Origin of the sequence: Pseudomonas sp. Y5-11, assembly GCF_022368695.1 — a bacterium.
GTDB classification, from domain to species: domain Bacteria; phylum Pseudomonadota; class Gammaproteobacteria; order Pseudomonadales; family Pseudomonadaceae; genus Aquipseudomonas; species Aquipseudomonas parakoreensis.
In genome coordinates, this window is record NZ_CP058974.1 from 2,560,346 (window position 1) to 2,581,396 (window position 21,051).

The following is a 21,051-nucleotide window of genomic DNA, read 5'->3' on the forward strand; positions in this document are numbered from 1 at the left end:
AGCGATAAAGCCGGCTATTATAGCGGCGCCCCCTGTCTCAGGAGTTTCAGCGAACATGTCTGCTGCAAAACCGGAAATCGTCATCACATATTGCACCCAATGCCAGTGGCTGCTGCGCGCCGCGTGGCTGGCGCAGGAACTGCTCAGCACTTTCGGCGACGACCTCGGCAAGGTGTCTCTGGTGCCCGGCACTGGCGGGGTATTTCACATCAGCTGCGACGATGTGCTGATCTGGGAGCGCAAGGCCGACGGCGGCTTTCCCGAGGCCAAGGTGCTCAAGCAGCGGGTCCGCGATCAGATCGACCCTGAGCGCGACCTCGGCCACAACGACCGCACTCAGTGAGACGCCGCTTCGGCCGCGACGGTTTTCTTTTCGGCGCTGCCTGACATCCGCGCCGAGACCACGATGGCGACGATGATCAGCGCGCCGCCAATCAGCATGCGCACGCTCGGGTTTTCATCGAACAGCAGCCAGGCGACGGTGATGCCGTAGACCGGCTCCATGGCGAACACCACGGCGGCGGTGCGCGCCTTGATTACCGCGAGGCTGGCGACAAACAGGCTGTGCGCAACGCCGGTGCAGAACACCCCGAGCAGGCTGATCCACAGCCAGTCCATCGCGCGTACTTCGCTCAGTTGCGGGGCCGCGACCGGCAGCAGACACAGCGCCACCACCACGTTTTGACACAGCGCCGCCTGCACCGCCGGGATACGCCCGGAGCTGGCGCGGTTGGTCAGCGACAGCAAGGCGAACAGCAGGCCCGACAGCACCGCCCAGAGCAGGCCGGTGGTGGCGCCGCTGGCCAGATCGAACGCCGGGGTGACCAGCACCAGACCGACGCTGACCAGCACCACCAGCACGACTTCATTGGCGCGGATGCGCTCGCGGAAAATCAGCCCTTCAAGAATCACCGTGAACGCCGGGAAACTCGCGAAGCCCAAGGTCGCAATTGCCACCCCGGCGACTTTCACCGAGATGAAAAAACTCACCCAGTGCCCGGCCAGCAACACGCCGCTGAGTGCCAGGCGGCGCCAGTCGATCGCCTGCAGTTTCTGCCAGCCATGCTGGCTGGCGAAGCGGGCGAAAAAGGCCAGGGCGAGCACGGCAAACGCCGCACGTCCGAAGACGATAACCGCCGGTGAGGCGGCCGCGAGTTTGCCGAACACACCGGTCAGGCCGAACATCAGAGCGCCGATATGCAGGGCGCCGAGGGCGGTACGCGGAGTCATTGCAATCCTTAATCTGAACACGGTTTCAAATGCAGGAGCTGCCGCAGGCTGCGATCTTTTGATCTTGCTTAAGATCTTGCAAAGTCAAATTCAAAAGATCGCAGCCTTCGGCAGCTCCAACAGGGAGCATGGGCAGACATTGAAACGTGTTGCGACTCGGAAGTCTGTCGGCGAACTAGCGTTTTTTGTCGCAGGAATTGCGGCGCAACTGGCCCGGTGACGCGCCAAACTCCCGCAGTACCGCCGCCGCGAACGCACTTTGCGAACTGTAGCCGACCCGGCAGGCGATTTCGCCGATGGGCAGCGCCGTCTCGCGCAGCAGGCAAACCGCCTTGTGCAGCCGCCGGCGGCGAATGTAGTCCATCGGCGTCTGCCCGCATTCCGCCATGAACCGCGCGTGCAGTCGGGCGCTGGACAACCCGGCGATCTGCGCCAGATCGGCCACTTGCAGCGGGTAGGCGGCGTATTGTTCGATGTGCGCATCCAGCGCCGCGTAGGGCAGACGCCGCGCCGAGTGTTCGGCAGGTCTGGCGTGATTCAGGCTGGCGAGCAGCAACACCGCGCCTTGCTGGGCGATCAGCGGATCCGTGACCGGGCTGTTCGCCAGCCAATTGACCAATTGGCTTTGCCCGGCATTAAGGGACAACCGCGCAGGCTGGTCGAGCAAGCGCTGACTGGCGTCGGCGTGCTCGCCCAGCGAATCGTTCAGCCATGGCCCGTCGGGTACGTCCAGTACCAGACAACGGCTGCCATCGGGACTGCCGCAGGCATGATGCGCGCCGCCGGGGACGACCACGAAACTCTGCTGACGCACCTGGCTGCCCTGACCCTCGACTTCGAAATCCAGCGCGCCGGACAGACCGAACACCAGTTGCGCGTGGTCGTGGCTGTGGACGATCAGGTCGTGGGTGTATTGGCGCAGAGTCAGGATCGGGCGCATGGCAGAGGTCTCCGAAGTGAGCGCCAGTCTACACCGGGGCAACGGGCTTGCGCGCTGTCACACGACTGACGCCTGTCTGTCATGGTCGATTCACTAGGCGCGTGCACAGTGGCGAAAACATCGCAGAGGGTTGCCCATGACCAGCGCCGAGCTCGCCAGACCCAGCCGTAAACAACGGGTGCGCACCTTGTGGATTTCCGATGTGCATCTGGGCACACGGGACTGCCAGGCCGAGCACTTGTCGCAATTTCTCAAGGGCTACCACGCCGACAAGATCTACCTGGTCGGAGACATCATCGACGGCTGGAAGCTGCGCGGTGGCATGTACTGGCCACAGGCGCACACCAACGTGATCCGCCGCCTGCTGACCATGAGCAAGCGCGGCACCGAGGTGATCTACGTCACCGGCAACCACGACGAATTCCTGCGCCGTTATTCGAAGCTGATCCTCGGCAACATCCAGTTGGTCGACGAGGCGGTGCACGTCACGGCGGATGGCCGGCACTTGCTGGTGATCCATGGCGATCAATTTGACGTGATCACCCGCTATCACCGCTGGCTGGCCTTTCTCGGCGACTCGGCCTACGAATTCACCCTGACCCTCAACCGCTGGCTCAATCACTGGCGTGCCCGTTATGGCTACGGCTACTGGTCGTTGTCGGCGTACCTGAAACACAAGGTGAAGACGGCGGTGAGCTTCATCAGCGACTTCGAAGAAGCGATCGCCCACGAATGTGTGAAACGCGAATTGCACGGCGTGGTCTGCGGGCATATTCACCACGCCGAGATCCGCAAGGTCGGCGAGGTGGACTACCTCAATTGCGGCGACTGGGTGGAGTCGTGCACGGCGTTGATCGAGCATTGGGATGGCACGATCGAGTTGTATCGCCTGGCAGATGCCCAGGCGCGGGAGGCACAGCTCAAGGCGGCCAAGGTCGCCGAACTCGCCTGAACGACACAGATCCCGTGTGGGAGCGAGCCTGCTCGCGAAAGCGTTACATCAGGCAAAGCAGTGTTGCCTGACACTGCGCATTCGCGAGCAGGCTCGCTCCCACATTTTGAATTGTGGTGTTCTCAGGCCGGGCTGTGTTCTTCCATCGCGGCCTTGTAGATCGAGTGCTTCGGTTGCGCAAACAACCTTTCCATCATTGGCTCAAAGAAGCTTAACGGCAGCGTGTCATAGTCAGGGTCGAACGCCGCCGCATCGTATCTGGCGCAGAATTCCGCCGTCGCCTGGTACTGCGGATGCGCGGCGAATTGCTCGCGCAGGTGCCGATCCATGCCTAGGTGATGGAAGAAGTAGTAACCCTGAAAGATCCCGTGCTTCTCGACCATCCACAGATTTTCGGCGCTGACGAACGGTTTGAGAATCGCCGCCGCGATGTCCGGGTGATTGTAGGAGCCGAGGGTGTCGCCGATGTCATGCAGCAGCGCACAGACCACGTACTCCTCGTCACGGCCATCGCGATAGGCGCGGGTCGCGGTTTGCAGCGAGTGGGTCAGGCGATCCACCGGGAAGCCGCCGAAATCACCTTCCAGCAACTTCAGGTGCGCGACGATCCGCGACGGCAATTGCCGGGCGTAGGCGCTGAAGTCTGCGGCGATGATCGCCCAGTCTTCCGGCGTACCATCCTGCATGTGGGTGAAGCGGGCATTGGCGTTCATCGGCAAGCCTCCAGGTGTGTCGGGTTTCAGAACGCCACGCGGCCGAGGATCATGTCGCGGTACATGACGAAATCGCCGAGCAGGCTGTACAGCGGATGCTGGAAAGTCGCCGGACGGTTCTTCTCAAAGAAGAAGTGCCCGACCCAGGCAAAGCTGTAACCGGCCAGCGGCAGGGCCAGTAACAGTAGCCAGGCGCCCTTGGCGAGGGTCATGGCCAGAATGAAAATCACCAGCGTGGTGCCGATAAAATGCAATCGGCGGCAGGTACTGTTGGCGTGTTCGCTGAGGTAATACGGATAGAACTCGGCGAAGCTATTGAATGGCTTGATGTTTTCCACGACTGCGATCTCTGTGGTTATTGTTCTGACGGCAAGTTGTTCGGCGGGTAGCCTATTTGAGTCTAGAGTGAACACTGGTATCAGCCAGTGACAATGGGCGCCACTTTAGTATCCTTCGCAAATCGGGTCGCAACATGTGATCCATCATGTAAAAGAATGACGCCATGAGCGAACGAACGACTTCTGCAAGCTGGGCGATGGGGATTGTCAAAGCATTGGAGATGGACGGCCTGGATTGCCGGGTGCTGTTCAAGCAACTGGGGCTCGATTACGCGGCCCTGGATGATCCGGATGCGCGTTTCCCGCAGGATTCCATGACCCGGCTCTGGCAACGGGCGGTCGAGCTGTCCGGCAACCCGGCGATCGGCTTGAACATGGGCAAAGTGGTGCGTCCGGCCTCGTTCCATGTCGCCGGCTATGCCTTGATGTCGAGCAACACCTTGGCCGAAGGCTTCCAACGGTTGGTGCGTTATCAGCGGATCATCGCCGAAAGTGCCGACCTGAGTTTTCGCCTGCTCGAAGAAGGCTATGCGCTGATTCTGACGGTGCATGGCGATCACCTGCCACCGACCCGACAGAGTGCCGAAGCCTCGCTGGCCTGTGCGTTGGGCCTGTGCAGCTGGTTGACCGGGCGCACGCTGCATCCGGTCAAAGTGCTGTTTCAGGGCGACGAGCCCGCAGACCTGCAACCTTACAGGCAAGCCTTCCATGCGCCGCTGATGTTCAACGCGCCGTACGATGCGTTGATTTTCGAACGGGCCGACATGGAGGCGCCACTGCCCACCGCCAACGAAGCCATGGCGCTGTTGCACGACCGGTTTGCCGGGGAGTACCTGGCGCGATTCTCTGAAAGCCGCGTGACCCACAAGGCTCGGCAGGTGCTATGTCGCTTGTTGCCGCAGGGCGAACCCAAGCGCGATACGGTGGCGCAGACCCTGCATCTGTCGCAGCGCACCTTGCAGCGGCGGTTGCAGGAGGAGGGCACGAGTTTTCAGCAGTTGCTCGACGACACCCGCCGCGAACTCGCCGAGCAATACCTGGCCCAGCCGAGCATGACCCTGCTGGAGATTGCGTATCTGCTGGGTTTTGCCGATCCGAGCAACTTCTTCCGCGCGTTCCGTCGCTGGTTCGATACCACGCCCGGCGATTACCGGGCGCGGCTGTTGCAGGCGCCGGTCAGTGACGCCAAAAGGCCGGAATACACAGCACAAACACCGTAATGATCTCCAGTCGGCCGAGCAGCATGCCGAACGACAGGATCCACTTCGCGGCATCCGGCAGGGTGGCGAAGTTGCCCGCCGGGCCGATGGTCTCACCCAGGCCCGGGCCGACGCCGGACACGGTGCTGGCAGCGCCGGTCAGCGCAGTCATCCAGTCCACGCCGAGCAGCGACAGCAGCAGGGCGATCACGCAAATGGTGATGGCGAAGAAGAACGAAAAAGTCAGAATCGAACGCACGATTTCTTCGTCGAGACGGTGACCGTTGTACTTCTGCTTGATCACCGCGCGCGGGTGAATCAACTGGTTAAGGTTGGCCTTGAGCAGGATGTAGGCGACCTGGAAACGGAAGATCTTGATCCCGCCCGCGGTCGAACCGGAGCAGCCGCCGACAAAGCCCAGATAGAAAAACAGCATCAGCGAGAAGTTGCCCCACAGGCTGTAGTCGCCGAGGGCGAAACCGGTGGTGGTGACCACCGAGGTCACGTTCAGCGCCACGTGCCGCAGCGCCTCCAGCCAATGCAGCTTGGTGGTCCACCAATACCAGGTGCCAAGCACCAGCCAGGTCACCAGCAACATGCCGATCAGGCCCTGCACCTGCTGATCCTTGATCAACGCCTTGCGATTGCCGCGCATGGTCGCGACATAGAGGGTGAATGGCAGGCTGCCGAGAATCATGATCACCACCGCGACCCAGTGCACCGCCGGTTGTGTCCACTTCGCCAATGACTGGTCGGAGGTCGAGAAACCGCCGGTGGAGATCGCCGACATCGCGTGGTTGATCGCATCGAACGGGCTCATCCCGGCCCACCAGAACGCCAGGCTGCCGAGGATGGTGATGCCGACGTACGCCGCGACAATCAGGCGTGCCACCATGTGCGAGCGCGGCATGACCTTTTCTGAACGGTCGGACGATTCGGTCTGGAACAGGCGCATGCCACCGATGCGCAGCAGCGGCAGAATCGCCACCGCCATGCCGATGAAGCCGATACCGCCGAGCCAGTGCAGCAGCGAGCGCCACATCAGGATTCCCGGCGACATGCTGTCCAGCCCGCTGAGCACGGTCGAGCCGGTGGCGGTGATGCCGGACATGCTTTCAAAGAACGAGTCGGTGTAGCTGATGTGCTGAGTCAGCAGGAATGGCAGCGCGGCGAAAATGCACACCACCAGCCAGCTGCTGACCGTCAACAGGTACATGTCACGCGGGCGCAGATGGATGTGTTCCGGGCGTCCGGGAATCACCAGCGCAAGGCCGGCGAGGAAGGTGATCATGCTCGCCCAGAGGAACGACGGCAGGTCACTGGTGCGCTCGAAAATCACCAGGGTGGCCATGGGCACGACCATGGCGACGGCCAGGGTGATCAGGAAGATGCCGATGATGAAACCAATGATCCGTAAGGTCGGCAACGCCATGAAGTCCGCTCGGGCTGAAGTGGGAAGGGCGCCATTCTACCCGTGAGGCAGGGCATGTAAACCGGCATCCCGTTGGCAGATGAAGCTAGAATAGCCGCACATTTTTCTCAGGAGGTGGCCGATGCAGGCTCTCGACGCGTTGCTCAACCGTGTTTCCGTTCCACGCCTGGTCGAACCGGCCCCCACTGCCGAGCAGCGCGAAGCCCTGTTTGGCGCAGCCCTGCGCGCACCGGATCACGGCCACTTGCAGCCGTATCGTTTTCTTACAGTCGAAGGCGCGGCGCGCGAGCAAATGGGCGAGTTGCTGGCCGAAGCGGCGCAGATGCAGGAAGGTGAAGTCACTGAAGCGATGATCGACAAGGCGCGCAACGGCCCGCTGCGGGCGCCGCTGGTGGTCGTGGTGATCGCGAAACTGCAGGAACACGTCAAGTATCCGAAGGCCGAGCAGTTGCTGGCGGCGGGGTGTGCGGCGCACGGGATTCTGCTGGCGGCCTATGCGCAGGGGATTGGTGCGGTGTGGCGTACCGGTGATCTGGCCTATTCGGCGCATGTGGCCAAGGGGCTGGGCCTGGTTGAAGGCGAGCAGGTGATTGCCTTCCTGTACCTCGGCACGCCGCAGAAAGAGCCGCGCGTTGCCGAGAAAGTCGATCTGGCCGAGTTCGTCAGCGCCTGGCCGGGCAAGGTTTAAAGTCAAAAGATCGCAGCCTGCGGCAGCTCCTACAGGTGTTTCGGCTCTGTAGGAGCTGCCGCAGGCTCGGGCCGCGATCGGACGATCTTTTTTTCATCGAAAGTCTAAGGTTGGACGATAGCCCCTGGCACCAGCGGCAATTCCAGACTGGCAATAAACCCGCCCTCGGGATGATTGGCCAAGGTCAGACTCCCGCCATGCCGCTCTGCCGCCCGCCTGGCAATTGCCAGGCCCAGGCCATGTCCCGCCGCCGTTTGCCCCGGCGCCCGGTAAAACGGTTCGCCCAACTGGCTCAGGTGTTCGGCCTGCACGCCCGGCCCGTGGTCGCGCACGCTCACGACAATCCGCTCGCCCTGACGCGTAGCCTGCATCTCGATCGCCTGGCCCACCGGGTTGAAGCGCTGGGCGTTGCGCAACAGGTTGTCGACGGCGCGCTCGATCATGGTCGGCCATCCGGTCAGACTCAGCTGTGGCTCGGCGTTCAGGCGCACGCTCTGCTCGGGTGAGCCGAGCTGGGCATCTTTCTGCAAGGTGCCGAGCAGGGCGTTCAGGTCCACCGCTTCGGCACTGGCGTTGTCGGCATCTACCCGTGCCAGCACCAGAATTTCGCTGATCAACGCTTCCAGCCGATCGCACTCGCGGGTCAGGCGTGGCCAGAGTTTTTCCCTTTCTTCAGGATTGGCCCGTTCCGCCAGCGCCAGCGCGATGCGCAGTCGCGCCAGAGGTGAACGCAGTTCGTGGGACACGTCGCGCAGCAACTGGCGCTGACTGCCGATCAGGCTTTGCAGGCGCGCCCCCATGCGGTTGAAGTCGTTGGCCAGCACGCCGAATTCGTCGCGACGGTTGGCCAGTTTCGCCAGGCTGTTCTGTTGATAGGTGGTCTGCCCCAGATCATGCACCGCACCGCGCAAACGGCTGAGCGGGCGGGTAATGGAGAAGGTCACCAGCAGGCTGAACAGGGTCAGTACCACCAGCGCGATACCCAGCGCACTCAGCGGCCAGAGCAGGCTTTCACGGTGCCACGCATCGAGTTCCGGGTGCGGGATGCGGAAGATGAACAGGTAAGTGTCGCCGGTTTTTTCGCTGGTGAATTCGTCGGTCAGGCGGCGCCAGGGCAGACGTCGGTCATCGTTGTTCTGTCTGGCTTCGAAGGCGGCGGCGCGACGCGGGAAGGTGCCACGCACCACCGGGTCGCCGCTTTCGTTCAGCACCTGGACGTCAATGTGGTACTGGCGTTTGCGCTGTTGAAGGATTTCCTGCGCGGCGTCTTCGCCCTGGGCTTCGTAAGTTTGCGTCCATTCGGCGGCCAGCGTGTTGAGGCCCGGATGGCGGCTGAGGATCCACGCGTCCTGATTGAGCATGTGCCCGAGCAGGATCGACAGCCCTGCCACCAGGGCGATGGCCAGCCAGAAGCTCGCGAGAATACGCCAGAACAATGAACGCACAGAAAATCCTCAATCAAACGCGTAAGCCCTGTAGGAGCTGCCGAAGGCTGCGATCTTTTGATTTTGTTTTTCAAGATCAAGGTCAAAAGATCGCAGCCTTCGGCAGCTCCTACCGTTTCGAATGTAAACAGGCCCGACGGTATCAGCCGTCGGGCCTGTTATCAGAACATTATTGCGCCTTTTGCGGCTGTTGCGCTTTCCACGCCTTGAACTCGGCCCATTCGGCGCGGCGTTCAGCCTGTTTCTTCTGGATCTCGTCGAATTTCTTCTGTTGATCCGGTTTGAGCAGGTTGCGTACGTCAGCTTCGGCTTTCTTGTGGTTGGCCGCCATCTCGTCTTTCATGGCTTTCTGGTCAGCCGGCGAGAGTTTTTCCAGGTACTTCTCGACCACCTGGCGACGTTCGTGCATCTGCTCGCCCATGATCTTGCGGATCTGATCGCGCTGTTCGCGGGTCAGGTCGAGTTGGCTGTACGGGCCTTTGCCGTGTTCGCCGTGCATCTGACCGCCGTGGCGTGGGCCGTCGAGCGGGCCACCCATCGGGCCACCATCCTGTGGCATGGCCATGGCGACGGTTGGCAGAGCAGCAGCGAACATCAGAGCGATAAGAGTCTTGCGCATGGTGTATCTCCTTGTCTCGTTCCCGGTACGTTCCGGATGAGTTCAGATTACGGAGATCAAGGTCAGCGGCGGTCAGCGCTGCGTAAAGCTTGGGTAAAGACGCTTCGTTTCCAGCCTTACACATATCCTGTAGGAGCTGCGGCACGCTGCGATCTTTTGATCTTCAAAAGCAAAGATCGCAGCCTTCGGCAGCTCCTACAGGGAGCGAGGTGTTTTCAGAGGCTGTAGTAGTAACCACGGCTGCGCAGGGCGACGATCCGTGGGCGGCCGTCGGGGTGCGGGCCGATCTTCTTGCGCAGGTTGCTCACGTGCATGTCGAGGCTGCGGTCGTACAGGGTCAGCTTGCGACCGAGGGCCAGTTGCGCCAGTTCCTGTTTGTCCAGCGGTTCGCCGGGCTGCTTGAGCAGGGCTTCGAGCAGGCGGCTTTCGGAAACGGTAAGTGTCAGTTCTTTTTCGTCGATGCTGACCACGCCGCGCACCGGGCTGAAGCTCAGGTCGCCGAGTTCGAGTTGGGTGGATACGGCGGCCGGGTGGCTGCGGCGCAGCACGGCGCGCAGGCGCGCGGTGAGTTCACGCGGATCGCAGGGCTTGGCCAGGTAATCGTCGGCCCCCAGCTCCAGACCGAGAATACGGTCCAGCGGTTCGCCCCGGGCCGAGAGCATCAGCACCGGCAGCTCTGCGTGCTCGCTGCGCAATTGCTTGAGCAGTTCCAGACCGCTGCCATCGGGCAGCATCACGTCCAGCACCACCGCCGCCGGGGCCGATTCGGCCAACGCCTTGCGCGCGCTCTGGCCATCGTGGCAGGCACGCACCAGAAAGCCTTCCTGGCTCAGCCAGCTACTCAGGAGTTCACACAACTCCTGGTCATCATCAATCAGTAACAGCTCGCTCATGACTCACTCAATTTAGCCATTGCCGACGTTTTCGGCTTGCTCCACTGGCAAAGATACCGCACAGCAGCGCCAATAGCGCTACCCCGGCGCCCGTAACGAACCATTGCTGCTGTTCGGTCAGCAAACGCGGCAAGGGACTGGCCTGGGCTTCCTTGAGTTGCAGCTTCAGGCGCTGATTCTCTTGGCGCAACCTGGCGAGCACGGCGCTTTCGCGGGTGTTGTCGGCATTTTGCAGTTGTTTGCTCAATTCTTCCCGCTGCTGCTCGCTGGCCTTCAGGCGCTGCTGCAACTCGGTAATCTGGCTGCCGGCACTTAATGACAATGGCGTGGAGCTGCCGCTTTCGGTGGTTTCTTCACCATGGGCGGGCGCCATGATCGTCAACGTGACCCACATCAGACACAACGGACCTTTGCGCATTGCGATTCCTGCTAGCAAATGGATATTGGGCAGGTTGTCGGCAGGCAAACGAGAATAATGAGCGATTGAGAGCGGTGAGAAGCGGGAAGGTTCAGTGCCGGGTAGAGGAGATATTGCGGTTGATGATTTTTGTGGTGAGGGGATTTATCCCCGATGGGCTGCGAAGCAGACCTGAAATGGGAGCATGCGGTGTGTCAGGCACACCGCATTGGATGGCTTTGGGGTTGCTGCGCAACCCATCGGGGATGAATCCCCTCGCCACAGAGCCCCTCCACATTCCTTGGTTACGGCAGGACTTGCTTGAACGGCTTGACGATCACATTGGCGTACACGCCAGCAGCGATGTACGGATCGGCGTCGGCCCAGGCCTGGGCGGCGCTCAGGGAGTCGAATTCGGCGACGATCAGGCTGCCGGTGAAACCCGCCGCGCCCGGATCATTGCTGTCGATCGCCGGGTGCGGGCCGGCCAGCACGATGCGGCCTTCGCCCTTGAGCACTTGCAGGCGTTCGAGGTGGGCCGGGCGCGCGGCGAGGCGGGCTTCGAGCGAGTTGGCGACGTCGGTGGCAATGATTGCGTAGAGCATGTCAGTCCTCGGTTTTTGGCGTTGTGGTATCGGCGTCGTGCAGATGGCGGGACAGGTAGATGCCCTGACCGACCAGGAACAGCACGGTCATGCCCAGGCTGCCGAACACCTTGAAGTCGACCCAGATGCTCTGGAAGGTGAATGCCACGAACAGGTTGGCAGCGCCGCAGAACAGGAAAAAGGCGATCCAGGCGATGTTCAGGCGGGTCCAGACCGGATCCGGCAGGGTCAGCGCGTGGCCCATGATGCGTTTGATCAGCAGGCGGTCACCGATGAAGTGGCTGCCGATGAAGGCCAGGGCAAACAGCCAGTTGACCACCGGGGCTTTCCACTTGAGGAAAGTCTCGCTGTGGAAGGCCAGGGTCAGGCTGCCGAACACCAGGCAGGCGATCAGGGTCAGCCATTGGCTCTTTTCCAGCTTGCGCTGCTTGATGAACAGCGCGCCGTAGACTACGAGGGAGCTGATGATCAGCATCGCCGTGGCGCTGTAAATACCGCCTACAGTCACCTCATGGCCGGCGATGTCGACGACCCGTGGATCCAGTTTGTAAACGATGAAAAACAGCAGAAGCGGGATGAAATCGATGAATTGTTTCACAGTGAGAGCCAGAAGCTGGATGTGGCGGCATAATAACAAACATATGGGCGCGCGATAGCGCCAGCTGATTTGAGGTTACAACTCCCCGTGAATGTTGATTTGCACTGCCACAGCACGGCCTCCGATGGCGCCTTGGCGCCGGCGGTTCTGGTTGCGCGTGCGTTTGAAAACGGCGTGCGAGTCCTGGCGTTGACCGATCATGACACCCTCGAAGGGCTCGCCGAAGCGCGCAGCGCTGCCGAAGAACTGGGCATGCAACTGGTCAATGGCGTCGAACTGTCCTGCACCTGGGGCGGCGCGACCATCCACGTGCTGGGCTACGGTTTCGACGTCAACGCCGCGCCCTTGGTCGAGGCCATCGCCAGATTGCACGATGGCCGCTGGCTGCGGTCGGAAGAAATAAGCCGCAAGCTTGGCCTCAAAGGTATGCCCGGTGCCCTCGAAGGCGCCCGGCAGATCCAGCAGGAACTGGGCGACAGCGGCAACGCGCCGGCCCGCCCGCATTTTGCCGACTGGATGGTGCGTGAAGGTTTCGTAAAGGATCGCGCCGAGGCATTCCGCAAATGGCTCGGCGCCGGCAAGCTGGGTGACGTCAAGCAGCACTGGCCGACGCTGGAAGACACCGTCGGCACCCTGCGCGCCGCCGGGGCGTGGGTCAGTCTGGCGCATCCGTGGCACTACGATTTCACCCGCAGCAAGCGCCGAAAGCTGATTGCCGACTATATTCAAGCGGGCGGGCATGCAATCGAAGTGGTCAATGGCCATCAGCCCGCAGAACAGGTCGGCAGCCTGGCGATCCTTGCCCGTGAGTTCGGTCTGCTGGTCAGTGCCGGCAGTGATTTTCATGGCCCTGGTGGCTGGTCCGAGATTGGCCAGTACCGGCCGGTTCCCGAGGACCTTCCACCCCTGTGGGGTCGGTTCAAACATGACACAGTTATCGCCGCCGTCTGAACAGGTAGAGAATGTGAGTCAATTTTTCCAGATCCATCCGGAAAACCCGCAAGCGCGCCTGATCAAACAGGCGGTCGAGATCATCCGCAAGGGCGGGGTGGTGATTTATCCCACGGACTCTTCCTACGCCATCGGTTGCCAGATCGGCGACAAGACCGCAATCGAGCGCGTACGCCGTCTGCGTCAGCTCGACGAAAAGCACAACTTTGCGCTGATCTGCAGCGATCTGTCGCAACTGGGCAACTATGCCAAGATCGACACCGGCACCTTCCGCATTCTCAAGGCGCATCTGCCGGGGCCTTACACCTTTATCCTCAATGCCACCCGCGAAGTGCCGCGTTTGCTGCTGCATCCGAAGAAACGCACCATCGGCCTGCGGGTGCCGAGCCATCCGATTGCCTTGGCGTTGCTGGCCGAACTCGGCGAGCCGCTGATGAGTGTGACCCTGATCATGCCCGGCGATGAAGATCCGCTGAGCGATCCGTACGAAATGCGTCAATTGCTGGAACACCAGGTGGATCTGATCATCGACGGCGGTTTCGGCGGGATCAAGGCGTCCACCGTGATCGACCTGACCGGCGACGACCCGGAAGTGATCCGCGTCGGTTGCGGCGACCCCGCGCCGTTCATGGTCGAGGCCTGAATGTCCGCAGTGGAAACCGTTGTCGATCCCCAGGCCGGCGCCCAGCAGGAACTGCCGTTTGCCATGGTCTATGGCCAGGCGGTCACGGAAATGCCGCTGGACCTGTACATCCCGCCGGATGCGCTGGAAGTGTTTCTCGAAGCCTTCGAAGGCCCGCTCGACCTGCTGCTGTACCTGATCCGCAAACAGAACATCAACATTCTCGACATCCCGGTGGCGGAAATCACCCGTCAGTACATGGGCTATGTCGAGTTGATGCAGTCGGTGCGCCTGGAACTGGCCGCCGAGTACCTGGTGATGGCCGCGATGCTGGCCGAAATCAAATCGCGGATGCTCCTGCCGCGGGCCGAAACCGTCGAAGACGAAGAGGACGACCCGCGCGCCGAACTGATCCGCCGCCTGCAGGAATACGAGCGCTTCAAGGCCGCCGCCGAAGGCATCGACGGCCTGAGCCGGGTCGGACGCGATGTTGTGGTGCCCAAGCTCGACGCCCCGGAAGCCCGGGCGCGCAAGCTGTTGCCTGATGTCGCGCTGGAAGAGATTCTGATGTCCATGGCCGAAGTGCTGCGCCGGGGCGACATGTTCGAGAGCCATCAGGTCAGCCGCGAGGCACTGTCGACCCGCGAGCGCATGAGCGATGTGCTGGAACGGCTCAAGGGCGGCGGTTTTGTGCCGTTTGTCGAGCTGTTCACCGCCGAGGAAGGTCGCCTCGGTGTGGTCGTGACCTTTATGGCGATCCTTGAACTGGTCAAGGAATCCTTGGTCGAGCTGGTGCAGAATGAGCCGTTCGCCGCGATCCACGTGCGAGCCCGAGCCGAATAACGAGTCGAAACATGAACCTGACTGAACCCCGCGAGCTGGCGCCCCTGCTTGAAGCCTTTCTGTTGGCCTCGGGAAAACCGCAATCGCTTGAACGCCTCTACGAACTGTTCGAAGAAGGTGAGCGCCCTGAACCGCCGGTCTTCAAGAAAGCCCTGAGCCTGCTGACCAAGTCCTGCGAGGGCCGCGCGTTCGAGCTCAAGGAAGTCGCCTCCGGCTACCGCTTGCAGATCCGCGAGAAGTTTTCGCCGTGGGTCGGGCGTTTGTGGGAAGAACGGCCACAGCGCTATTCCCGTGCGCTGCTGGAAACCATGGCGCTGATCGCCTATCGCCAGCCGATTACCCGGGGCGAGATCGAAGACGTGCGGGGTGTGGCGGTCAACACCAACATCGTCAAAACGCTGATCGAGCGCGAGTGGATTCGCATCGTCGGGTACCGCGACGTGCCGGGCAAGCCGGCGATGTTCGCCACCACCAAGGCGTTTCTCGATCACTTCAATCTGAAAAACCTTGAAGACCTGCCACCGCTGGCCGAACTGCGCGAGATGGAAACCGAGCCGGTCCTCGATTTCGACGACGCACCGGTACCGCAGGGCTTGCAGGAACAGGCCGACGCCAGCGCCGAGCCGGAAGAGCCGAAGGAGGAAACCAGCTTCCACAGCTTGCTGCTGGAACTGGACAGCATGGAGGAGGGGATCAAGACCGACTTCGATGATTTGTTGCGCGATGCGGCGGACGGGGAGGCGTCGGCGACTGAGCCGGAAGTCGAGACCGTCGAGCCGGCGATTGAAGTTGAACTTGAGGCCGAGCCTGAAGCCGAACCGGAGGAAGACATTCTTGGCGTTGCCGAGGCCCGGGAAAAACTTCTCGCTGCCGTCGCTGCCCTCGAACCACCTGCAGCAGAGCCCGAACTGAGTGAAGAAGAAGCCGAGGCGCGCGCCCTGGCCGAAGCCATCGAAGCCGAACGCCGCGAGTTCGAGGACTGAGGCGCGCCGAAAAGATCGCAGCCTGCGGCAGCTCCTACAGGGACCGTATTCCAATGTAGGAGCTGCCGCAGGCTGCGATCTTTTGATCTTCAAGGGAGACCCCATGAGCTCGACCAAAGACCCGTGCATCAGCCTCTGCAAGTTCAGCGATGACATCTGCCTCGGCTGTGGCCGCAGCAAGCGCGAAATCCGCGCCTGGAAGAAACTCGACAAGGACGACAAGCGCACAGTGCTGGCGGAAGCCGCGCTGCGCCTGATCAAACTCGGTGGCGCCGGTCGGCGGAAAAAGAAATAACTGTCGATCGATCAGCTAGTCTCTGATGCGCGATGGCGCACATCCGCGTATGATTCGCGACCCTTCGGCGATCCCTTCGCCCGAAAACCAGATTTCAATGTTTCAGGCGCCGCCTGAACAGACCACACCGGGAGGTGCCCAGATGAGTGACATCAATCAGAAAGACGACCAGGAAATCGGCCCGGCAGGCGAAAAACTGCAGAAAGTCCTCGCCCGTATCGGCGTCGGCTCACGCCGTGACGTCGAAGCCTGGATCAGCCAGGGCCGGATCAAGGTCAATGGCAAAGACGCCACCCTCGGCCTGCGCGTCGACATGCACGATGCCATCACCATTGATGGCAAGGTGATCAAGCGCGAAGAGGCGGCCGAGTCGGTGCGCCGCGTGATCATGTACAACAAGCCCGATGGCGAAATCTGCACCCGTGACGACCCGGAAGGCCGTCCGACCGTGTTCGACAAGCTGCCGCGCCCGAAAGAAGGCCGCTGGATCAACATCGGTCGTCTCGACATCAACACCACCGGTCTGCTGATGTTCACCACCGACGGTGAGTTGGCCAACCGTCTGATGCACCCGTCCTACGAGATGGACCGTGAGTACGCCGTGCGTGTCCGCGGTGAAGTCGACGACGAGATGATCGAGCGCCTGAAGGCCGGCGTGGTGCTGGAAGACGGCCCGGCGCGTTTCACCGACATTCAACAGGCGCCGGGCGGCGAAGGCTTCAACCACTGGTATCACTGCGTGGTGATGGAAGGCCGTAACCGTGAGGTTCGTCGCCTGTGGGAATCCCAAGGGCTGGTGGTCAGCCGTCTGAAGCGCGTGCGCTTCGGTCCGGTATTCCTCAACTCCGACCTGCCGATGGGCCGCTGGCGCGAAATGAGCCAGTACGAAGTCGACGTGCTCAGCGCCGAAGTCGGCCTGACGCCGGTGGCGATGCCGCAACTCAACGCCAAGAGCAAGGACAAGCTGGAGCGTATGCAGCGTAAATCGTCGCGGCCAATGGCCAAGACCGAGCGCGTGCGGACCCTGCGTCCCGCCGCTGGCGCGCCGACCGGTCCGCGTCCGAGCCGTGAGCCGAAGATCGAAGGCGAGCGTCCGGGTCGCAAGCCAGTGGCCCGTGACGGCGAGCGCGCACCGCGTCCGGCCAACGGTCGCACCGAGCGTGGCGAAGGTCGTGCGCCGGCCGGTCGTGGAACGCCAGTGGCGGATCGTCCTGCGGACACCACCAACAAGCGTCCGGCCAAGCCTGCACCGAAGCGTCCGGGGATCAAACTGGTCGACGGCGACAAGCCATCAGGCAAGCGCCGTGGCGCACCGGCCGGTTCCGGTCAGCGTCCAGGCTTCGGTCGCAAGAAGCCGGAATAAGGCAGCTGTGAGCTTTGAGCGGCAAGCTTCGAGCTAAAACAAAAACGCCAACCGTAGGGTTGGCGTTTTTTTTGTCTGGCAGAAGTTATGCAGCGACTGATTCGGCCTCTTCGCGAGCAGCCTCGCTCCCACATTGGAGATGCGACAAACACAAATCCCCTGTGGGAGCGAGCCTGCTCGCGAAGGCGTCAGTCGCCTGAAACACAATGCATCCGTCTGGATTATTGGCTGGGTTGCGCGCTATTCCTGTAGGAGCTGCGGCACGCTGCGATCTTTTGATCTTGATCTGCAAAAACAAGATCAAAAGATCGCAGCCTCGTTTCACTCGACAGCTCCTACAGGGGGGGGGGCAGTGGCTTCAGAATGGAAATGTCTGCTTAGAAGACAAAACGTCCGTCAAACACCGGCTTGTCATCCAGCGCCAACACCCCGCCGGAGAAAATCAGGTCCAGATGATGACTGCCCTTGGCCCCGCCGCCGAGGCCCAGGTGCAGGCCGCAATGGCGCTCCTCGAAACCGGCGTTGCGCGCATACAGATCCTTCACGCCTTCGTTGGTACCAATCCCCAATTCCTCAATGCGCCGGTTTGACGGATTGGCGTCCAGGTACTTGTTGAAATCATGCTCCAGCCCCGGCACATCAGTGGCGATGCGGCTGATGGTCGAGTTTTCGATCCACAACTCCAGTGGCGACTCCAGCACGCCGTACTTGCGCGCAAACGGGATAGTGCTGAGGAACGTGCCCTTGAATTTCACATGGCCGTTGATGGCTTCGCTGTGGGTGGCGATCTCGCCGGGGGCCAGGTCGAAGTTGCCGACGCCGTTGATGTCGGTCCACTTCTTGATGCTGCTCAGCGGCGTTTCAAACCATGAGCCGTGGTCGTCCTTGAAACTCAGCGTGGTCGCTTGGGACATGCGCTGGATCAAGTGACTGTTGAGCCCGGCGATACGCTGCGGCGTCACGCTGAAGGTGTCGTAAAAATAGTCGCCGTAATCCTTGAACAACAGCGACTTCTTCCAGTTTTCCGCCATCACGCTTTGCAGGGCGCGCACGAACTCCGGGCCGTCGGGGCGCGGATTGGGCAGCGTGGAAGAGTCGTAGAAGAAAATGTACAGATCGCTGTCGGCAATCGCCGCGGTCAGCGTTGCGGTGCTTTCCAGGTCCAGGCGTCTGGCGCTGAAGGTGAAGCGGGGATGATCGCCGGCCTGTTCGGCGATGGCGCCGGTCAGGGCTTCGTAATCGGCGGTGTGGCCGAGCAGTACCTTCGCCGAGTCGAGACCGGCAAGGGCAGGGTGATGTTCGAGGTAGTAAAGGAAATGCGAGATCGCGCGGGGCTTATCCATGAGTCCTCCCTGACTGACCGTGAGAAAGCGGCAGGCACGACCGGCCGGATCGTGCCTGCCCGGGGATGTCTTACAGAGGCCACATCGCCGTGCCGAACGGAACCACCGCGTCGGCTTGCATCATTTCCACGGCGGCCTCATGGGTTGGCGCTTCAAACCATTCGTCCAGTTGCAGTTCGGTGTCCAGGTCTTTTTCCAGTGCTTGCATGGTCGATCTCCTAGATGACATTCACGGTTATGACTGGCCGGTCGAGGTGGCCGGCAAGACGTGAAGAACCTAGTTCAGGGTGTTTTGTAATGCAAAAAATTATTTATTTAAAATTTAAATAAACTTTTTATTCTGTTTTTAAGCGGCGATTTTCTTATTTGAAAACAAAAAACTAAGCCGCCACTTTCATTAGCAAGCTTGCTACCGTCAATTTGCAGACGTCCTACAGAATTTTCCGAAATGGAAAATCTGCGTTACGCCTTGTAAAGAAAAATTTACGAAAACGCCGATGAAGTCCAGTGGATTCACCCCGTTGCCGACGCTGTAAGAAAAACCTGCCGACGCCCGCCTGCAAAGGCCTTGCGCAGGGCTCTGGCGTGCTTGTTTCAGCCTCGTTTGCAGGGTGAGATGCGCCTCATGCCTGTCGTGCAGGTGCATAACAAGAAGGAGGCGCAATGAACGCCGAGATTGATTTTCACTTCTCTCCGTGGGGCGGTTTTTCGCTCGTCCCCGTCGATGGCCTGCAAAGGCCTGACTCAATTTTTGCAGTCGCCCGAGTGTCTCGAGGCGGCCCCATGCAATCCCGGCAGGCGCCACGCTGATCCAGCGGGGTCTGGCAGCAGGGGGTTAGCGGTGTACAATGCGCCGCGTTTTAACTGTGACCCTCTGCGTAATCGCGCAAACCTCAAGGCTATCCGCCTTGTTCACTCCGCCACGTCACAAGCGTGTCGGGTTCGATTTCGTCACAGATAAAAACAAACAGGTGACGCATGACCGTTGTAAAAACGCTGAATTCCTGGTGCTTGCGCTGGGGTTTGATCGGGGTTGTCTGAAATCGCAACCTTGCAGCAACGTCTACTGAACATCATCAAACCTTGCGTGGGACCTTTTTCATGAGTGGACAAAACTCGCAATCAGGCGAGCTGAAACGCGGCCTGAAAAATCGCCATATTCAACTGATCGCCCTCGGTGGCGCGATCGGTACCGGATTGTTCCTTGGCTCGGCCGGGGTCCTGAAATCCGCCGGCCCGTCGATGATCCTCGGCTACGCCATCTGCGGCTTCATCGCCTTCATGATCATGCGCCAGCTCGGCGAGATGATCGTCGAAGAGCCGGTGGCCGGTTCCTTCAGCCATTTCGCGCACAAGTACTGGGGCGGTTTTGCCGGTTTCCTGTCGGGCTGGAACTGCTGGATTCTGTACATTCTGGTGGGCATGTCGGAGCTGACAGCGGTCGGCAAGTACATCCACTACTGGGCGCCGGACATCCCGACCTGGGTCACCGCCGCTGCATTCTTCGTGCTGATCAACGCGATCAACCTGGCCAACGTCAAAGTCTTCGGGGAGGCCGAATTCTGGTTCGCGATCATCAAGGTCGTGGCGATCGTCGGCATGATCGCGCTGGGCAGCTACCTGCTGGTCAGCGGCCACGGCGGTCCGCAGGCCTCGGTCAGCAACCTGTGGTCGCACGGCGGGTTCTTCCCCAACGGCGTCAGCGGTCTGGTGATGGCGATGGCGATCATCATGTTCTCCTTCGGCGGTCTGGAAATGCTCGGTTTCACTGCAGCCGAGGCCGACAAGCCGAAAACCGTGATTCCGAAAGCGATCAACCAGGTGATCTACCGGATCCTGATTTTCTACATCGGCGCGCTGGTGATCCTGCTGTCGCTGACCCCATGGGACAGCTTGCTGGAAACGCTCAATGCGTCCGGCGATTCGTACAGCGGCAGCCCGTTCGTGCAGGTGTTCTCGATGCTCGGCAGCAACACCGCCGCGCACATCCTCAACTTTGTGGTACTGACCGCGGCGCTGTCGGTGTACAACAGCGGTACCTACTGCAACAGCCGCATGCTGCTGGGTATGGCCGAGCAGGGGGATGCGCCGAAAGGTCTGGCGAAAATCGACAAACGCGGCGTGCCGGTGCGTTCGATCCTCGCGTCCGCGGCGGTCACGCTGGTGGCGGTGTTGCTTAACTACCTGATGCCGCAACAGGCGCTGGAACTGCTGATGTCGCTGGTGGTGGCCACCCTGGTGATCAACTGGGCGATGATCAGCTTCTCGCACTTCAAGTTCCGTCAGCACATGAACAAGACACAGCAGACGCCGCTGTTCAAGGCGCTGTGGTACCCGTACGGTAACTACGTCTGCCTGGCGTTCGTCGCGTTCATCCTCGGCGTGATGTTGCTGATCCCGGGCATCCAGATATCGGTGTACGCGATTCCGGTGTGGGTCGTGTTCATGTGGGTCTGCTACGTGATCAAGAACAAACGCGGTGCGCAGCAGGCGCTGCACGCGGCCAGTGCTTCCAAGTAAGCGCTGAGGCAAAAACGACAAACCCGGCCAATGCGCCGGGTTTTTTATTGCCCCTTCGGCAGCTCCTACAGGGTTGATGGCG

General features: G+C 61.1%; 24 protein-coding genes. 11 read left to right on the forward strand and 13 right to left on the reverse strand.

The genetic code is table 11. The annotated features are described in order from the left end of the window. Window positions 1-55: 55 nt before the first annotated feature. Window positions 56-343 carry a SelT/SelW/SelH family protein gene (locus tag HXW87_RS11470; protein WP_239778934.1) on the forward strand — a complete coding sequence of 96 codons (288 nt, stop codon included), beginning with the start codon at window positions 56-58 and terminating at the stop codon, window positions 341-343. Here HXW87_RS11470 and HXW87_RS11475 read toward each other — a convergent pair. Further along, window positions 337-1,230: a DMT family transporter gene (locus tag HXW87_RS11475; RefSeq protein ID WP_239778935.1), complete on the reverse strand. Its 894-nt coding sequence runs from the start codon at window positions 1,228-1,230 to the stop codon at window positions 337-339. The genes HXW87_RS11470 and HXW87_RS11475 overlap by 7 nt on opposite strands. Window positions 1,231-1,405: 175 nt before the next feature. Next, a complete protein-coding gene (locus HXW87_RS11480; RefSeq protein WP_239778936.1) occupies window positions 1,406-2,170 on the reverse strand; it encodes an AraC family transcriptional regulator in 765 nt (254 codons plus the stop codon). 136 nt (window positions 2,171-2,306) lie between these two features. On the opposite strand from HXW87_RS11480, the gene HXW87_RS11485 reads away from it, so the two are divergent. Beyond that, the gene (locus tag HXW87_RS11485) at window positions 2,307-3,122 is read left to right on the forward strand and encodes a UDP-2,3-diacylglucosamine diphosphatase (protein WP_047292436.1); all 816 of its coding nucleotides are present in this window, start codon (window positions 2,307-2,309) and stop codon (window positions 3,120-3,122) included. 122 nt (window positions 3,123-3,244) lie between these two features. Here HXW87_RS11485 and HXW87_RS11490 read toward each other — a convergent pair whose 3' ends face one another. Continuing rightward, window positions 3,245-3,835: an HD domain-containing protein gene (locus HXW87_RS11490; RefSeq protein ID WP_239778937.1), complete on the reverse strand. Its 591-nt coding sequence runs from the start codon at window positions 3,833-3,835 to the stop codon at window positions 3,245-3,247. 26 nt (window positions 3,836-3,861) lie between these two features. After that, on the reverse strand, window positions 3,862-4,173 hold the full coding sequence (locus tag HXW87_RS11495) for a DUF962 domain-containing protein (protein ID WP_047292440.1): 312 nt from the start codon (window positions 4,171-4,173) through the stop codon (window positions 3,862-3,864). Window positions 4,174-4,337: 164 nt separating this feature from the next. Between HXW87_RS11495 and HXW87_RS11500 the strand changes: the two genes are divergently transcribed. Continuing rightward, on the forward strand, window positions 4,338-5,393 hold the full coding sequence (locus tag HXW87_RS11500) for an AraC family transcriptional regulator (protein WP_217325479.1): 1,056 nt from the start codon (window positions 4,338-4,340) through the stop codon (window positions 5,391-5,393). Here the strand turns inward: HXW87_RS11500 and HXW87_RS11505 are convergent. Further along, a complete protein-coding gene (locus tag HXW87_RS11505) occupies window positions 5,350-6,804 on the reverse strand; it encodes a TrkH family potassium uptake protein (RefSeq protein WP_239778938.1) in 1,455 nt (484 codons plus the stop codon). The genes HXW87_RS11500 and HXW87_RS11505 overlap by 44 nt on opposite strands. A gap of 121 nt (window positions 6,805-6,925) precedes the next feature. Between HXW87_RS11505 and HXW87_RS11510 the strand changes: the two genes are divergently transcribed. After that, window positions 6,926-7,492, forward strand: a complete 567-nt coding sequence (locus HXW87_RS11510; RefSeq protein ID WP_239778939.1) for a nitroreductase family protein — start codon at window positions 6,926-6,928, stop codon at window positions 7,490-7,492. 104 nt (window positions 7,493-7,596) lie between these two features. Here HXW87_RS11510 and HXW87_RS11515 read toward each other — a convergent pair whose 3' ends face one another. From HXW87_RS11515 to HXW87_RS11540, 6 genes are all read right to left on the reverse strand, one after another. Then, complete coding sequence (locus HXW87_RS11515; RefSeq protein ID WP_239778940.1) at window positions 7,597-8,937, reverse strand: HAMP domain-containing sensor histidine kinase; 1,341 nt, start codon at window positions 8,935-8,937, stop codon at window positions 7,597-7,599. 169 nt (window positions 8,938-9,106) lie between these two features. Continuing rightward, window positions 9,107-9,556 carry a Spy/CpxP family protein refolding chaperone gene (locus tag HXW87_RS11520; protein ID WP_041073072.1) on the reverse strand — a complete coding sequence of 150 codons (450 nt, stop codon included), beginning with the start codon at window positions 9,554-9,556 and terminating at the stop codon, window positions 9,107-9,109. Window positions 9,557-9,771: 215 nt separating this feature from the next. Beyond that, complete coding sequence (locus HXW87_RS11525) at window positions 9,772-10,449, reverse strand: response regulator transcription factor (RefSeq protein WP_041073070.1); 678 nt, start codon at window positions 10,447-10,449, stop codon at window positions 9,772-9,774. Window positions 10,450-10,456: 7 nt separating this feature from the next. Continuing rightward, the gene (locus HXW87_RS11530; protein ID WP_047292453.1) at window positions 10,457-10,867 is read right to left on the reverse strand and encodes a translation initiation factor 2; all 411 of its coding nucleotides are present in this window, start codon (window positions 10,865-10,867) and stop codon (window positions 10,457-10,459) included. Window positions 10,868-11,151: 284 nt separating this feature from the next. After that, window positions 11,152-11,451 carry a YciI family protein gene (locus HXW87_RS11535; RefSeq protein ID WP_047292455.1) on the reverse strand — a complete coding sequence of 100 codons (300 nt, stop codon included), beginning with the start codon at window positions 11,449-11,451 and terminating at the stop codon, window positions 11,152-11,154. A 1-nt stretch (window position 11,452) separates the two neighbouring features. Continuing rightward, entirely contained in the window at window positions 11,453-12,049 is a 597-nt protein-coding gene (locus HXW87_RS11540) for a septation protein A (RefSeq protein WP_027613975.1), read from the reverse strand. 87 nt (window positions 12,050-12,136) lie between these two features. Here HXW87_RS11540 and HXW87_RS11545 point away from each other — a divergent pair, with 87 nt between their 5' ends. The 6 genes from HXW87_RS11545 to rluB all read left to right on the forward strand — a co-directional run bounded on the left by HXW87_RS11545 (window position 12,137) and on the right by rluB (window position 17,106). Further along, window positions 12,137-13,000 (forward strand): PHP domain-containing protein, encoded by an 864-nt coding sequence (locus HXW87_RS11545; RefSeq protein ID WP_047292458.1) that lies wholly within the window; start codon window positions 12,137-12,139, stop codon window positions 12,998-13,000. Between the two features lie 13 nt (window positions 13,001-13,013). Next, window positions 13,014-13,643 carry an L-threonylcarbamoyladenylate synthase gene (locus HXW87_RS11550; RefSeq protein ID WP_007966016.1) on the forward strand — a complete coding sequence of 210 codons (630 nt, stop codon included), beginning with the start codon at window positions 13,014-13,016 and terminating at the stop codon, window positions 13,641-13,643. 123 nt (window positions 13,644-13,766) lie between these two features. Next, window positions 13,767-14,465 (forward strand): ScpA family protein, encoded by a 699-nt coding sequence (locus tag HXW87_RS11555; protein ID WP_171061841.1) that lies wholly within the window; start codon window positions 13,767-13,769, stop codon window positions 14,463-14,465. An 11-nt stretch (window positions 14,466-14,476) separates the two neighbouring features. Continuing rightward, on the forward strand, window positions 14,477-15,448 hold the full coding sequence (gene scpB / locus HXW87_RS11560) for an SMC-Scp complex subunit ScpB (protein ID WP_239778941.1): 972 nt from the start codon (window positions 14,477-14,479) through the stop codon (window positions 15,446-15,448). A 103-nt stretch (window positions 15,449-15,551) separates the two neighbouring features. Next, entirely contained in the window at window positions 15,552-15,743 is a 192-nt protein-coding gene (locus tag HXW87_RS11565) for a DUF1289 domain-containing protein (RefSeq protein WP_047292462.1), read from the forward strand. A gap of 142 nt (window positions 15,744-15,885) precedes the next feature. After that, window positions 15,886-17,106, forward strand: a complete 1,221-nt coding sequence (rluB, locus tag HXW87_RS11570) for a 23S rRNA pseudouridine(2605) synthase RluB (protein WP_239778942.1) — start codon at window positions 15,886-15,888, stop codon at window positions 17,104-17,106. A gap of 377 nt (window positions 17,107-17,483) precedes the next feature. Here rluB and HXW87_RS11575 read toward each other — a convergent pair whose 3' ends face one another. Both HXW87_RS11575 and HXW87_RS11580 read right to left on the reverse strand, forming a co-directional pair. After that, complete coding sequence (locus HXW87_RS11575; RefSeq protein WP_121184301.1) at window positions 17,484-18,449, reverse strand: leucyl aminopeptidase; 966 nt, start codon at window positions 18,447-18,449, stop codon at window positions 17,484-17,486. A 70-nt stretch (window positions 18,450-18,519) separates the two neighbouring features. Beyond that, complete coding sequence (locus HXW87_RS11580) at window positions 18,520-18,657, reverse strand: hypothetical protein (RefSeq protein WP_003222780.1); 138 nt, start codon at window positions 18,655-18,657, stop codon at window positions 18,520-18,522. Window positions 18,658-19,550: 893 nt separating this feature from the next. Here HXW87_RS11580 and HXW87_RS11585 point away from each other — a divergent pair. After that, on the forward strand, window positions 19,551-20,969 hold the full coding sequence (locus HXW87_RS11585; protein ID WP_047292463.1) for an amino acid permease: 1,419 nt from the start codon (window positions 19,551-19,553) through the stop codon (window positions 20,967-20,969). Window positions 20,970-21,051 lie beyond the last annotated feature (82 nt).

Bases quoted from the DNA above. Each gene is read 5' to 3' on its own strand.
- HXW87_RS11575 (WP_121184301.1), bottom strand. From the start codon at position 18,449: ATGGATAAGCCCCGCGCGATCTCGCATTTCCTTTACTACCTCGAACAT.
- HXW87_RS11490 (WP_239778937.1), bottom strand. From the start codon at position 3,835: ATGAACGCCAATGCCCGCTTCACCCACATGCAGGATGGTACGCCGGAA.
- HXW87_RS11480 (WP_239778936.1), bottom strand. From the start codon at position 2,170: ATGCGCCCGATCCTGACTCTGCGCCAATACACCCACGACCTGATCGTC.
- HXW87_RS11470 (WP_239778934.1), top strand. From the start codon at position 56: ATGTCTGCTGCAAAACCGGAAATCGTCATCACATATTGCACCCAATGC.
- HXW87_RS11565 (WP_047292462.1), top strand. From the start codon at position 15,552: ATGAGCTCGACCAAAGACCCGTGCATCAGCCTCTGCAAGTTCAGCGAT.
- HXW87_RS11525 (WP_041073070.1), bottom strand. From the start codon at position 10,449: ATGAGCGAGCTGTTACTGATTGATGATGACCAGGAGTTGTGTGAACTC.
- HXW87_RS11500 (WP_217325479.1), top strand. From the start codon at position 4,338: ATGAGCGAACGAACGACTTCTGCAAGCTGGGCGATGGGGATTGTCAAA.
- HXW87_RS11475 (WP_239778935.1), bottom strand. From the start codon at position 1,230: ATGACTCCGCGTACCGCCCTCGGCGCCCTGCATATCGGCGCTCTGATG.
- HXW87_RS11505 (WP_239778938.1), bottom strand. From the start codon at position 6,804: ATGGCGTTGCCGACCTTACGGATCATTGGTTTCATCATCGGCATCTTC.
- scpB (WP_239778941.1), top strand. From the start codon at position 14,477: ATGAACCTGACTGAACCCCGCGAGCTGGCGCCCCTGCTTGAAGCCTTT.
- HXW87_RS11580 (WP_003222780.1), bottom strand. From the start codon at position 18,657: ATGCAAGCACTGGAAAAAGACCTGGACACCGAACTGCAACTGGACGAA.
- rluB (WP_239778942.1), top strand. From the start codon at position 15,886: ATGAGTGACATCAATCAGAAAGACGACCAGGAAATCGGCCCGGCAGGC.
- HXW87_RS11520 (WP_041073072.1), bottom strand. From the start codon at position 9,556: ATGCGCAAGACTCTTATCGCTCTGATGTTCGCTGCTGCTCTGCCAACC.
- HXW87_RS11485 (WP_047292436.1), top strand. From the start codon at position 2,307: ATGACCAGCGCCGAGCTCGCCAGACCCAGCCGTAAACAACGGGTGCGC.
- HXW87_RS11510 (WP_239778939.1), top strand. From the start codon at position 6,926: ATGCAGGCTCTCGACGCGTTGCTCAACCGTGTTTCCGTTCCACGCCTG.
- HXW87_RS11585 (WP_047292463.1), top strand. From the start codon at position 19,551: ATGAGTGGACAAAACTCGCAATCAGGCGAGCTGAAACGCGGCCTGAAA.
- HXW87_RS11530 (WP_047292453.1), bottom strand. From the start codon at position 10,867: ATGCGCAAAGGTCCGTTGTGTCTGATGTGGGTCACGTTGACGATCATG.
- HXW87_RS11535 (WP_047292455.1), bottom strand. From the start codon at position 11,451: ATGCTCTACGCAATCATTGCCACCGACGTCGCCAACTCGCTCGAAGCC.